The sequence below is a fragment of the Chitinophaga sp. Hz27 genome, from assembly GCF_042263525.1.
In the GTDB taxonomy this organism is placed as follows: Bacteria; Bacteroidota; Bacteroidia; order Chitinophagales; family Chitinophagaceae; genus Chitinophaga.
The window spans coordinates 162,962-176,290 of sequence record NZ_JBHKFJ010000004.1; the positions used below are offsets into that span (position 1 = coordinate 162,962).

A 13,329-nucleotide genomic window follows, 5' to 3' on the forward strand; every position below is an offset into this window, starting at 1 on the left:
TAACAATACCATATTTCATAAGGAGTTACAGGGTTATCCTGTAACTCTTTTTTTATCCACATAGCGCTATGTACCTGCAATTAAGAATTACAGCTATTATCAAGGAAACAGAAGACACCAGGACCTACCTGCTGGAAAATACCGACAACACACCTATCACCTGGTTACCAGGACAGTTTCTCACTTTTCTCATCACCTTACATGGCATTACCCATCGCAGGTCATATTCTATCAGCACTACGCCCGGTATAGATCCCTTGCCTGCCATTACCGTACGCCGTAAAGAGAATGGGGAAATATCACGCCATATCCTGCACAATTGGCAAGAAGGTGATATTATTTCTGCTATTGCCCCTTCGGGGAGATTTACACCGGTTGCACCAATGGCAACGCCCAGAGATATCTTTCTGCTGGCTGCCGGAAGTGGCATTTCGCCGGTATTCTCCATACTGAAATACCTACTCCATAAAGAGCCTACCGCTCATATCAAGCTTATTTACAGCAACTCTTCCCCAGACAGGGCTATATTCCTGGAACAGATACAATTGCTGGAAAAGCAATATCCACAACAACTACAGGTCATCTACCTATATTCCAATGACCCGGATGCTACCCATTCTTATCGGAGATTGAGTAATATTCTGCTGGAAACCATGGTAAAACAATATATGCGCTATCAGCCGGCAGATGCACATTTTTATCTCTGCGGCCCTCCTGATTATATGCGTATGATTATGTTTACGCTCACGTTTACCGGCTTTAGCCAGGAACAGCTCCATAAAGAGAATTTCGTGGTGAATACGGCCGTTAAAATTGAGAAAACAGGCATTCCTGAGGATGCGAGTCTGAAAGATCTTACTATCCGTTTAGATGGACAGGAATACGAACTGAAGATTCCTGGCAACAAAACGATTCTGCAATATGCTTTGGAACATAGTATTGCGATGCCTTACAGTTGCAAAGGTGGCGTTTGCGGCTCCTGCACAGCCCGCTGCCGCGGCGGAAAGATAAGCATGTCAGTAAACGAAGTATTGACTGATAGAGAGATTGGAAATGGCTTTATTCTTACCTGTGTGGGATATGTAAGCGAAAGTCCAGCCATTATAGAACTCTAATTGCATATATCTCTCCACATATTAATAATTTTATCAAATTGAAAATAATTCAATCACAATAGAGAAGGAAATTTTTTAATCTGAGAAATATTTATTTCCAATTTTTTAAGGAAATTCAGACATACAAAGGGCCCCGATGAAATCTATACTCATGTGTCTGTTGGTGATTGTTGCATGCATAAATGGATATTTCCTTGTTGCGGCCAATACCGGTTTACAGAATATAGCTGTCCATTTCCAATACCTGTTTCTTTGCAACGAGTTGTTGTTATTTGCTGCAATTGCAGTGCTTATCCTCATGGCCACCAGGAAAGCAAAAAATAGTGTGCAATATGAACGGCTTTTCTACGATCATCCTATTCCCATGTGGATATACGAAAAAGACACCCTTCGATTTCTTTCTGTTAACAATGCTGCGGTAATTAAGTATGGTTATTCCAGGCGCGAGTTCCTTCAGCTAACGATCAAAGATATACGTGATCCTGGCGAGTTGGGTTATTTGATGAATAACATCAAGGATCGCTGCAATGGTGTTGATTATCGCGGTATCTGGAAGCACCGGCAGAAGAACGGTCATAACTTTTTCGTAGAACTTTATGCCCACTCCGTGATTTATCGTGGAAGGGATGCCAGGTTCATCATGGCGAAAGATGTAGATGAACAGGTGAAATCAGCTCAAAAGGCAACAGAACAGGGCAGTAGGTATGAAGTGCTGGCGCAAACTACGAACGACGCCATTTACGACCGTAACCTCATCACTGGCGAAATTGCCTGGAATCATGGTTTATCAACCATATTCCATCACCATAATGCTAAAACAAATGATAATCTTCACTGGTGGAAAGATAACATACATCCGGATGATCGTCAGAAAGTGGTTAGTCTTATGGAAAATGCCATGCTGAATAGGTTACTTTACTGGTCAGCAGAATATCGCTTTCAATGTGCAGATGGCACTTATAAATACATTTCCGACAGGGCCAGCATTACCTATGATGGGCCTGTAGCCATTCGAATGATTGGTATCATACAAGATATAGATCACCATGTTCGCCAGTCGAAGAAACTGGAAGAACAAAATCGGACACTTAAAGAGATTACGTGGATCAACTCCCATGAAATCAGAAGACCAGTAGTTTCTATTCTAAGTATTGCACAGCTGTTTGATGTAAATAACAGAGATGCACATTTTAATGCACAACTCATGGATTGGCTACAGCAGTCAACATTACAGCTGGATGAAATCATTCATAAAATAGAAAAGAAAGCAAGAGAGATCCACAATGACCCTAACCTTGACTAGTGATGAAGTGATTGAACTCTCCTTTTAATTGCATGTACAGTTTCTGGAATGTTTCCATGCGGTTTTGCAGTGTGGAATAATCATGTACCGGGCGATCGTCGTGTTGTACGTTTGATGGCGCATCAGAATGTTTTTTTGCGCTCTGTTTGATATCGTGGAACATTTCATCAGCTACTTCCCGTTGGCGTAATAGGCGGTTTTCAAAATGCTCCACCTGGCTTAATACTTCTTTAGGCGCCTTGCTTAGTGCAATCTGTTCTAAGCGTTCACGCATAAGGGTTACTTCTTCTTTTACTTCTCTAACTTCTTCTTTCCATGCATTAAGCTGTTCATGCAGCTCAGTTGGTTGTGTTGTTGTACTCATGGTGTATAATTTAAATGATGATTAAAATAACATCATTTCCTACGCGCTTATCTTTATCCTATCAACAGATTACACCAGACTATTGTTATCAGAGATTCTATTCGAAGGTACGTACTTTATTGATCCGATTTAATAAAGCTTATATAACTATTTTATTGTCAGATTACCCAATACAGCAGCCAATTCCGGGAACTTCCCCAGTGCTTCCAGGATACCTCCGGCACCAGGTTGTTGCGACTGAATTACATGCGGCATACTGGCAGTATTCCTTACCAGTTCTTCTTCAGATTCACCTACTACAACACCATTAAATCCTGCTGCAAACATGGCATAATCATTCATAGTATCACCAGCTACCAACACTTTTTCTTTAGGTATTTGCAGATATTGAACGAGTTGTAAAACAGAGAATCCTTTATTTACACCTTTAGGTAAAAAGTCGAGATATTTTCCATCGGAGAGTAGTAGATCACAAGCCAGGTTTTCCGCCATACGGGCTGCATGTTCGAAGTCAGTATTATCATCATAAAAGTAAGAGCAGCGGTATTGCTGGTGCGAATCCAGATGCATTAAACCATTCACGACCTTTAATTCTTCCCGCACATGATCTCCTGGCCATCTGGATGCAATCTGCTGTTGAATGGCAGTAACAGGTTGTTTTGTTTCATAATGGGTAACAGTGCAGCCGACATCACAGATGATGTATTCAGGTCTGGGTATCCAGCTATCTTCTTCCAATAAATGGAGTACACCTGCAACACCCCTTCCGGTTACAAACACCAACTTGATATCTTTATTATCACGAACAAGATCATACAGTATTTTACGGTGTTCATCAGTACCACCCAGGAAGGTTCCATCCAGATCTGTAGCTAAAAGCATAGGCTAATATTCAGGTTAATGCTAGTTATTATAGTGTAAAGTTAGCCCTTTTCAGTGCTATGGCATATTAAAAAAGGGTGAACAGGTTCGAAATCCTGTTCACCCTTATATAATGGGTTAGTAATTAGTACGGCTGTTTTACTGTAGCATTGGCACATCTATCAACAAAAACTCTGCCGGTTTGGTTACATCAATTGTTATTTGATCATAATCAGAGATGCCCATTCCATCTCTGGCACTCAATTTATCTTCTCCAACGGTAGCTTCTCCACTGATCAGGAACAGGTAAGTGCCTATCCCTGGCTGCTTTGGCTTGATAGCAAACTGTTGTCCTGCCTCAAAATTTCCTAAAGAAAACCATGCATCCTGATTGAGCGACAATTTATTTTCTTCTTCACCAGGTGATACAACTACCTGTAATTTATTATGTCGGTTTGCAGGATCAAAAGCCTGCTGATCATACCGGGGCTGCACATTCCTCGATTTGGGGAAAACCCAGATCTGCAGGAAGTTTACGTCCTCCGTTTTGGATGCATTAAACTCACTGTGTACGATACCTGTACCAGCGCTCATGATTTGTATTTCATTCTTCTGAATAATTTTATCTCTGCCTGTATTGTCTTTATGAGCGAGGGCGCCATCCAATACAATGGATACAATTTCCATATTATCATGCGGGTGTGAGCCGAAGCCCATCCCACCTTTCACGGAGTCGTCGTTCAGTACGCGTAATGCGCCGAAATGAATCATTTCAGGATTATAATAGTTTGCGAAACTGAAAGTATGATATGATTTAAGCCAGCCATGATTTGCAAAACCTCTGTCTGCCGCACGATGTATTACCTTTTTCATAATTGCTCCTATTTTTTATTACGATACAAATATCGCACATCCGTAAGCGGTAGAGAATGGACGTAATTGGGAAAAGCGTGAACTTTTTTCTTTTTATCATAGCGCGGAGCAGATTTGCAATGGAGGTCTTAGCACTTGAAATCCTCATATCACAATAAAACACATAAAAAAAGGTTGTTTCTAATCAGTTAGAAACAACCTCTTTAAATAGTATGCTACAATGGTTTACACCAGTGTTGCATCCATAGTAATTTTAGTATTCAGCAGTTTGGAAATAGGGCAGTTTGCTTCTGCATCTTTCGCAAACTCAGCGAATTTAGCGGCATCCAGACCAGAAACGCTAGCTTTTACTTCGAGGTGACTTTCAGTGATAGCACCATTTTCGAAAGTAATAGTGCATTTAGTGTCGATATTACCAGGGGTAAGACCAGCACCTGAAATGATGAAGCTCAGTTTCATGGTGAAGCAGCCTGCATGTGCAGCAGCAATCAGCTCTTCAGGGTTAGTACCTGCACCATCTTCGAAACGGCTGCTGAAAGAATATGGAGTGTTGTTCAGTGCACCTGCCTGAGAAGAGAGTGTTCCTTTACCTTCTTTGCCGGTTCCTTGCCAATTGGCTGAAGCGAATCTTTTCATAGTATTATTTATTTGACTTTTTGCGGTGAAAAAAGCAGTGTAGGCCGCCAAATTACAAATAAATTCCGGGATTTACTGCAGCCCCAACAGATAGAAATATTACCATAACAAAAGGCCCCTCAGCAATACTGAGAGGCCCTATTTATTCCTGTCAATCGATCCCTTATATCATTTCTACGAATTCTTCCAATGGCTTACGTACTTTCTTTGCATGCTGTACATGGTCGTCAACAGCCCTGAATCCTACAGGTGCAATTACGACAGTAGCTAATCCTTTCTCTTTTAATCCCAAAATTTCATCGTACTGCGCCGCATTGAAACCTTCCATTCCACCTGCATCTATTCCCTCTGCTGCTGCAGCGGTTAACAATGTTCCCAATGCAATGTAGGCCTGCTTGGATGACCATACAGCAGCAGCATTTGCATCCAGGTTATTAACAGCACCTTTTAATATTCCTGCAAAATCATTTAACATCGACTGATCTATGTTGCGGGTAGCTGCAATATTTTGCATATAGGCGTCTACGTGAGACTCCTGCAAATCAGCTATACGTGCAAATACTATCAAATGTGATGCATCAGTAACCTGAGGTTGATTATAGGAGGCTGCCCTCAGCTTTTCACGCACTGCAGGATTTTCTATTACCAATATTTTATACGGTTGTAAACCATATGCCGATGCAGATAAACGTGTTGCGGCGATAAGTTTGTTCAGTTGTTCCTCTGTAAGTTTTTTCGTTGGATCATATTTCTTTACACCGTATCGCCACTCCAGCTTTTCTATAATATTCATCTTGATAACTCTTAATTTATAATAGGAAAAACAGTCTCTAAAACAGAGACTGTTTCAAAATATATTACTGTTGTTTAACCATCTGCACACTAGCAAGCAATTTCACATCATCGCTCAGCATTACGCCACCAGCTTCAGTTACAGCGTGGAAAGTAAGACCAAAATCTTTACGATTAATTTTTCCACTCAGTTCAAAACCAGCCTTGGTCTGGCCCCATGGATCAATTACTTCACCACCATATTCAACGTTCAGTTCAACAGGGCGTGTATTATCACGAATAGTCAGATCACCGATCAGTTTATAAGTTTCGTTATCGATTTTCTTCACTTCTTTAGATACGAAAGACAGTTTAGGGAATTTCTCTACTTCAAAGAAATCACCTTGTAACAGGTGTTGATCACGCTGTGCATTCTGAGTAGTGATGCTGTTAACATCTGCTTCAAAAGAAATAGTGGCATTGCTGAAATCATCACCATTGGTTTGCATGGTAGCATCGAAAGTACCAAACTGACCAGTTACTGTTGTGATCATCAGGTGTTTCACTTTAAATTGTACATCACTGTGAGAAGGATCAATTTTCCAGGTTGTCATATTAATTAAAATTTTGAGTATTAATAATTGTTTTTATAGATAATTAGTTATGCTACTTATTAGCTGAGGAAGCCCATTTTACCGGCATTATAATCATTGATAGCCGATTCAATTTCTTCTTCGTTATTCATCACAAACGGACCATATGCGAAGATGGGTTCATCGATTGGTTCACCACTTAACAGCAACAGTGATACATCTTCTGTTGCGGTAATAGTGATGTCTGTACCTTGCTGGTCAAAGAATACTGTTTCCACTGCATTAGCGGCAGTACCGTTGAACTCAGCCTTACCTTGCATCAAAACCGCCATGGTATTGAAGTGTGCCGGGAAAGAAACTGTTACGCTATCTCCTTGTTTCAATTGCACATCAAATACATTTACAGGAGAATAAGTGCTGGCAGCACCTTTCTGGCCATTGTATTCACCAGCAATCACACGCAGATAACTGTTTGCAGATATCGCTACTACTGGTATTTCTGCTTTAGTGAGGTTCTGGTAATGTGGTTGAATATTTTTATAAGCCTTCGGCAGATTCACCCACAATTGCGCCATTTCAACCTTTCCACCTTTTTTGCTGAATTCAGTTTCATGCTTCTCTTCATGCACAATACCGCCCGCAGCAGTCATCCACTGTACATCTCCAGGAGCCAGTTTACCATAACTACCGGTAGAATCGCGGTGTTCCAATGCACCCTGGTACACTACTGTCACCGTTTCAAACCCCTTATGTGGATGCTGATCCACACCACGAGGCCTGTTCGTAGGAGGGAAGTAAGAAGGAGCGCCATAATCCATCAGGATAAAAGGACTCACCTTATTATTCTCATTACGGGTGCCACCTGGAAGTACACTATGTACCCTGAAACCATCGCCCACCATATGAGGTGCAGGTGCTTTATAAATGTTCGTTACATGTTTTATCGTTTTCATATCGTCCTCCGATTAAGACAATACAAAATTACGTGTGACAACATCTATTTGGAATGGATAAATTTCAGCTAGTAATGGACTTTTTTAAGAAAAGGGGATTTATGACTGTGTATTCACAGCTTTAGCAGCTTCTTTGAACTCAGAAGGGCTCTGGTTGGTGTATTTTTTAAAGAAGCGACTGAAATAATGAGGATCTTCAAAGCCAAGCTTGTAGGCTATTTCCTTGGCTGTCAGGTCGGTAAAGTGTAGGTAGCGCTGCGCTTCCAGGATGACCCTGTTACGAATATGCTCCCCGGCAGTGATACCAGAAAGTTGTTTACTGATCTCGTTTAATAATACTGGTTTTATATATAGAAGATTGGCATAATCTGACACATTCTTCAACTCCGTGTATTTTTCTTCAATTAAGTTCTTGAATTTCAGGAAGATAGAACTATTATGCGCAGCATGTTGCTCATTGGTAGCAATAACGCTTTCTCCTTTTACGCGGGAAGCCAACACCAGGAAATACCGAAGCAATCCATGCAAAGCGGTATCAAAGTCTGGTTCCTGCAAGGATAACTCCTTCATCATCAGCTTAATCACGGAATCAAAATCTTCGGTATCACTCTCTGATAGCTGGATAACAGAACTAAACTGGCTATTGAAAAATAAGCTGGATTTAATGGCTGAGGTTTGCGATTGATCACGTAAACACATAAACGAATCCTGGAAGGCAATCATATAACCTTCAATTTTTTCGCTGGATTGAATATTGTGTACTTGTCCTGGCGCAAGGAAGAAGAGCGTATTATCTTTTACTTCGTGCGATACAGAATCAATAGAATGGCGCAATTTGCCCTTCTTAATCCAATATATCGTATAGAAATCATGGCGATGCGCTTTTCCGATCTGCTCAAAAAAGCTATCACCTAATTCACACAATCCTGATACTATAAAAGAAGGATTAGTGTGATTGTATTCCGGTAAGGACAAGATTTCTATTTTTCCACGTTTATCAGCCATCTATAACAACTCCTGCGGGTTCTTCCTCCCTGTTGGAAGGATCTATATAATCAATAATAAAATTATTTCTGCCTTCACCGACCATTATGGTCAGGTGTTTCATTTGTACTAATTCCAACATGCTAAGGAACAGGAAAATAGCATGCACACGGTCTTTACAATGATCGAAGATCTTCTCGAAAGACAATGTACGCTCGGCTCTTGCCAGTTCTTCCATGTACATCCTGGAGCCTTCCATGGTGTAATCATATTTGTACACCACATGTTGCGGCTTATTATCGCGCTCTTTCATGCGCTGCATCACCTTCTCAAAGGTTTTAGCCAATTTGAAAAGTGTGAGTGTTTGCACTTCAGTACCTTCACTGGTAGCCTCCCCGATTTCAGCCAGCTCTTTCTGGATATTACCACGTTTGATGGCCAGCATCCTGTCGGCCTCCAATTCGGCCAGTTCGATGGCAGCCTGCTTATAGCGCTTATATTCCAGGATTTTATCAATCAGCTCTAAGCGAGGATCAATTTCATTCCCCTGTTCATCCAGCTCCTTACGAGGCAGCAGCATTTTAGCTTTGATACGCATCAGCGTCGACACGAACAAAATGAATTCACTGGCCAGCTCTATGTTCAAAGCCTCCATTTGATGGATATAGCTCAAAAAGTCCTGCGTAATATTATTGATCGGGATATTGTAAATATCCAGTTCATCGCGTTCAATAAAGAACAGCAGCAGGTCAAATGGCCCTTCAAACTGTGGTAGTACAATTTTGTATGTCGATTGCTCAGTCACGTATATCTGTTTAATTGTGAACAGCAGCAGGCGTCTTTTTAGGACACAATTCTGCTGCTGTACATATCAAAAATAACAAAAATCCGGCGAATTAGAACTTAGCGGCAAACCCGACGCCAATCACCTGCTTAATCTGCAGTCGTGGCCCCATCACCCCAGTGTCCTTATTCTTAAATACTTTCACATCATCATCATAGATCATATCTAAGGTCAGTAAAGCGGAGATATACTTATTCACCTTCAGTTCCAACGCGTTAGTAAAGAATACGTCTATATTCTGCGGATTATGGCGATAGTCCGAAAACAGGTCCAGCCGGCCTTTATAGGCAATATTTTTTCCTATCGTTTTAATATAATTGGCTGATAAATAAGCACCCATTTCATATTTCACTGTTTTGCCGGTATCCACACCATATGCACCCTGGTTAGACAGATACTTATTAAATACTGTTACAAATCTCGCTGTGATAGGCGATAAAAACAGGGAGAACTCCTTATTTGGCCTGTAATCAAAACCTGGAGATACCAGGATATAAGCAGGAGAGAAGAAAGTAGAGGAAAATGTATGAGAGGTATCTGTATACAGATAACCATCTGTAAACTGCGTACGGAGGTTCACTAATCCACTAACGTACCAGTTTCTCCCGATATCATAACCATACTTGGTGGTCAGGTCTATACGGTCGTCGCTTTTGCGGCTACCCAAACTGGTGGTACTAATATAACCATAAGCCAGATCTGCAACATTGCTCCATTCTCTTCGGCCTTCTTTGTAATTAGCCCATGCAAATACTGTTGACCCAAGAGAGAAAGAGAAGTTGTCACCACCCGCAGCCCAGTTACTCAATGATCCCTGGTTGATATTGATATTCAGGTTTAGCCCCTTATCCCATAACTTAGGGATAGTATCTTTCGCATCTCTGGCTTTAAGTTTTTTGGCGGCACTTTCACGATCTGTCTTCATCCAGTCATTTTGTGCTTGTGCTGTCATTGTAAAGATCATCAGGCAGCAGGCAATGGATAAAGTAAATTTTCTCATCAATTTGTTTTTACTCATTAGGATTAATAATAAACGTATGATGCCTGCTGCTTCTAAAAAGAAGTAGCAGGCACAAAAATATTAGTTAGGAAATTAATTTTTTGATTTGAGCGTATCGCGGATCTCTGTCAGCAATTTCTCCTGGGTAGTCAGTTCAGCAGGAGCAGGGGCTTCTTCTTTTTTCTTCATCAGCCTATTCATTCCTTTCACGATTAAGAAGATACAGAAGGCAATGATGACAAAATCTAACACACTTTGTAAAAAGGCGCCATAGGCGAAAGCATTCTGGCCATGTGCTTTTGCTTCAGCAAGCGTTGCGTAATCTTTACCATCCGAATGGCCAATGACAAGAAACTTGTCTGTGAAATTTGCGCCATTGAGAAATACGCTAACTAAAGGCATCAGCAAATTATCTACCAACGATGTAACAATCTTTCCAAAAGCTCCTCCAATAATCACACCCACAGCAAGATCCATTACATTGCCCTTTAAGGCAAATTCTTTAAACTCCTTAATGAATGACATAATGCAAGGTTTAAGTGGTTAAATCTAGAACGAAATTAGTATATAAAATGCGGAACACCTTCATTAACAAGCTATTATTTCTTCAGACGTGGATATTTCATCTTCAAAGATTTCAGTGTATCCCTTAACGTTACTGCGATAAGATATTCTTTATACCAGTTTTGATCTGCCGGTATAACCATCCAGGGTATATAATTACAGTTATTGAGCGCATCTTCGTAGGCAGACATATACTTATCCCACAGTTTGGCTTCCTCCAGATCTTGCTCATTATATTTCCACATCTTTCTGGGATCTTCTGTACGCTCTATAAGCCGTTGCTGTTGCGCCTCACGCGATACATGCAAATAGAATTTCAATATTTGCGTATTTCCATGTACGGCCAGTAATTTCTCGAAATCATTGATAGCATCCATGCGCTTATAGGCCATCTTATCATCGATCCATTTATGCACTCTTTGTATCAGGATATCTTCGTAATGTGAACGGTTAAACACCTGTATCATGCCTTTTCCGGGCGTTTGTTGATGGACTCTCCATAAAAAGTCGTGATCAGATTCTTCCTTGGTAGGTGTCTTAAAGGAATGGACGGTACATCCCTGTGGATTCAATGTACCTGTAACGTTCTTAATCACCCCATCTTTTCCGCTGGCATCCATTCCCTGGATCACCATTAACACGCTATGCTTATGTTCTGCATATAAGAGGTTTTGTAATTCGTCGAGTTCCAGTAAGATCTCTTTGGTTGCTGCTTTGAGCTTTTCTTTATCTGCTTTTTTTGGAGCTGTAGTGCTGATATCTGCGAGCTTGATTTTACCCATGGCTATGCATTCTTATGATTAAATTTAACAAAAACAACCCGGATCTGTTGAGTGCATCACCAATCTTTTGCAGAAATAATCGGAACTTTGCTGCTTAAATTTCTCCTCCTTGAACCAACGAATCGCCAATTGGGGTATATTTCTGCTATTGTCGCTTACCTGGGGTAGCTCCTTCATATTGATGAAAATCGGGCTGGAATCATTCAGTCCTTACCAGGTGGCCAGCTTAAGATTAGTGGCGGCGGGCGTAGCATTGCTGCCATTTTTGCCCAAATATTTACGTCAGACACCTATCAACAAACTGCCTATTATCATTCTTTCAGGACTATTAGGGAATGGTATTCCAGCCTTTCTTTTTTGTCTTGCAGAAACTAAAATCGACAGTTCACTTGCTGGTATATTGAATTCATTGACACCACTGATGGCGCTATTAGCAGGTTTCCTGATTTACAAGGCACCGATCATGAAAGCACAGCTAACAGGTGTTTGCGTAGGTCTGTTAGGGGTAGTATTGTTATTCATGAACAAGGGAATTGCTGCTAATGAATACTGGTATTATGGCCTGCTTGTTATTGTTGCTACAGTGAGTTATGGTGCTAATATCAGCCTGGTGCATCATCATCTGAAGGGTTATGCTTCCTTACAGTTGGGATCTATTGCAATGTTTTTCTGCGGACTATTTACTTTGCCCATTCTTTTATTTACGGGCTTTTTTCAGCAGTTCACCACTGAAAACGCGCCATGGCGCTCTCTTTCAGCAGGTTTGGTGCTAGGTGTAATGGGAACAGGAGTAGCGGCAGTATTATTTTATCTGCTGATACGCAGAGCAGGGGCCATGTTTGCATCTATGGTCACATATGCGTTACCGATAGTAGCAATGGGATGGGGCTTTCTGGCAAATGAACCAATTACCTGGTTACAAATCTTATGTATGTTCATTATTCTCTTCGGGGTATTCTTGGTAAACAGGGCAAAGAAAGCCTGATAAAAAGAGAGCAAGCGCTATAAAAAAAATACCCGGACTGTGTAAGTCCGGGTATTTTTTTTATTTTTTTTATGTCTTGAGATAATCTGTTAAGATTAGATAGACATAATTTCTTTTTCCTTGACTTCACAGTGCTTATCTATAACGATGATATTTTTATCAGTCATAGCCTGAACATCTGCTTCGGCATCTTTAGCGGTATCTTCACTCAGACCGTCTTTCTGCAATTTTTTGATTGCTTCGATCGCATCACGACGAATATTGCGGATGGCAATTTTAGCCTGCTCACCTTCATTGTTTACTCTCTTCACAAACTCTTTCCTTCTTTCTTCTGTCAAAGGAGGGAGGAAGAGGCGAATGATAACACCATCATTTTGAGGGTTCAAACCAATATTAGCGGCGATGATCGCTCTTTCAATTGGTTGAAGCATATTTTTTTCCCAAGGTTGTATGGTAAGGGTACGCGCATCAGCAATAGCCACATTTGCCACCTGGTTCAGTGCAGTAGCAGCACCATAGTAATCAACATTGATACCATCCAGGATTTGTGGGTTGGCTTTACCAGCCCTGACTTTAGTCAGTTCCACTTCCAGGTGCCCGATTGCTTTCTTCATCGAGTCTGTTGCATCATCAAGGATAAGCGTTAGATCATCTTGCATAACAAAAGTAGTTAAGTGCGTGCAAACCTACAGGTTTTCTTT

Annotated in this window: 16 protein-coding genes; 3 read left to right on the forward strand and 13 right to left on the reverse strand. The window is 40.9% G+C overall.

What is annotated here, in order from left to right; translation table 11 throughout:
• Window positions 1-68: 68 nt before the first annotated feature.
• A complete protein-coding gene (locus ACE38W_RS10175) occupies window positions 69-1,115 on the forward strand; it encodes a flavin reductase family protein (protein WP_375830571.1) in 1,047 nt (348 codons plus the stop codon).
• Window positions 1,116-1,251: 136 nt separating this feature from the next.
• On the forward strand, window positions 1,252-2,418 hold the full coding sequence (locus ACE38W_RS10180) for a PAS domain-containing protein (protein ID WP_375830572.1): 1,167 nt from the start codon (window positions 1,252-1,254) through the stop codon (window positions 2,416-2,418).
• On the opposite strand, the gene ACE38W_RS10185 is transcribed toward ACE38W_RS10180, so the two are convergent.
• From ACE38W_RS10185 to ACE38W_RS10240, 12 genes are all read right to left on the reverse strand, one after another.
• Window positions 2,405-2,782: a hypothetical protein gene (locus tag ACE38W_RS10185; RefSeq protein ID WP_375830574.1), complete on the reverse strand. Its 378-nt coding sequence runs from the start codon at window positions 2,780-2,782 to the stop codon at window positions 2,405-2,407. The genes ACE38W_RS10180 and ACE38W_RS10185 overlap by 14 nt on opposite strands.
• A 147-nt stretch (window positions 2,783-2,929) precedes the next feature.
• The gene (locus ACE38W_RS10190) at window positions 2,930-3,664 is read right to left on the reverse strand and encodes an HAD-IIB family hydrolase (RefSeq protein ID WP_375830575.1); all 735 of its coding nucleotides are present in this window, start codon (window positions 3,662-3,664) and stop codon (window positions 2,930-2,932) included.
• A 138-nt stretch (window positions 3,665-3,802) separates the two neighbouring features.
• On the reverse strand, window positions 3,803-4,516 hold the full coding sequence (locus ACE38W_RS10195) for a pirin family protein (RefSeq protein ID WP_375830577.1): 714 nt from the start codon (window positions 4,514-4,516) through the stop codon (window positions 3,803-3,805).
• 225 nt (window positions 4,517-4,741) lie between these two features.
• Window positions 4,742-5,152 carry an OsmC family protein gene (locus tag ACE38W_RS10200; RefSeq protein WP_375830579.1) on the reverse strand — a complete coding sequence of 137 codons (411 nt, stop codon included), beginning with the start codon at window positions 5,150-5,152 and terminating at the stop codon, window positions 4,742-4,744.
• Between the two features lie 163 nt (window positions 5,153-5,315).
• Window positions 5,316-5,945 (reverse strand): NAD(P)H-dependent oxidoreductase, encoded by a 630-nt coding sequence (locus tag ACE38W_RS10205; RefSeq protein WP_375830580.1) that lies wholly within the window; start codon window positions 5,943-5,945, stop codon window positions 5,316-5,318.
• A gap of 64 nt (window positions 5,946-6,009) precedes the next feature.
• The gene (locus ACE38W_RS10210; RefSeq protein WP_375830581.1) at window positions 6,010-6,537 is read right to left on the reverse strand and encodes a YceI family protein; all 528 of its coding nucleotides are present in this window, start codon (window positions 6,535-6,537) and stop codon (window positions 6,010-6,012) included.
• Between the two features lie 59 nt (window positions 6,538-6,596).
• Window positions 6,597-7,469: a pirin family protein gene (locus ACE38W_RS10215; RefSeq protein ID WP_375830582.1), complete on the reverse strand. Its 873-nt coding sequence runs from the start codon at window positions 7,467-7,469 to the stop codon at window positions 6,597-6,599.
• 99 nt (window positions 7,470-7,568) lie between these two features.
• Window positions 7,569-8,444, reverse strand: a complete 876-nt coding sequence (locus ACE38W_RS10220) for a helix-turn-helix domain-containing protein (RefSeq protein WP_375830584.1) — start codon at window positions 8,442-8,444, stop codon at window positions 7,569-7,571.
• Window positions 8,445-8,466: 22 nt separating this feature from the next.
• Window positions 8,467-9,258, reverse strand: coding sequence for a segregation and condensation protein A (locus ACE38W_RS10225; RefSeq protein WP_375830585.1), 792 nt, complete (start codon window positions 9,256-9,258; stop codon window positions 8,467-8,469).
• Window positions 9,259-9,349: 91 nt separating this feature from the next.
• Entirely contained in the window at window positions 9,350-10,297 is a 948-nt protein-coding gene (locus tag ACE38W_RS10230) for a DUF3078 domain-containing protein (protein ID WP_375830587.1), read from the reverse strand.
• A gap of 93 nt (window positions 10,298-10,390) precedes the next feature.
• Window positions 10,391-10,822: a large conductance mechanosensitive channel protein MscL gene (mscL, locus tag ACE38W_RS10235; protein WP_375830588.1), complete on the reverse strand. Its 432-nt coding sequence runs from the start codon at window positions 10,820-10,822 to the stop codon at window positions 10,391-10,393.
• 74 nt (window positions 10,823-10,896) lie between these two features.
• A complete protein-coding gene (locus ACE38W_RS10240; protein ID WP_375830591.1) occupies window positions 10,897-11,643 on the reverse strand; it encodes a PPK2 family polyphosphate kinase in 747 nt (248 codons plus the stop codon).
• Between the two features lie 109 nt (window positions 11,644-11,752).
• Here ACE38W_RS10240 and ACE38W_RS10245 point away from each other — a divergent pair, with 109 nt between their 5' ends.
• On the forward strand, window positions 11,753-12,628 hold the full coding sequence (locus ACE38W_RS10245) for a DMT family transporter (RefSeq protein WP_375830593.1): 876 nt from the start codon (window positions 11,753-11,755) through the stop codon (window positions 12,626-12,628).
• A 95-nt stretch (window positions 12,629-12,723) separates the two neighbouring features.
• Here the strand turns inward: ACE38W_RS10245 and frr are convergent, their stop codons facing one another.
• The gene (frr, locus tag ACE38W_RS10250; RefSeq protein WP_375830594.1) at window positions 12,724-13,287 is read right to left on the reverse strand and encodes a ribosome recycling factor; all 564 of its coding nucleotides are present in this window, start codon (window positions 13,285-13,287) and stop codon (window positions 12,724-12,726) included.
• Window positions 13,288-13,329 lie beyond the last annotated feature (42 nt).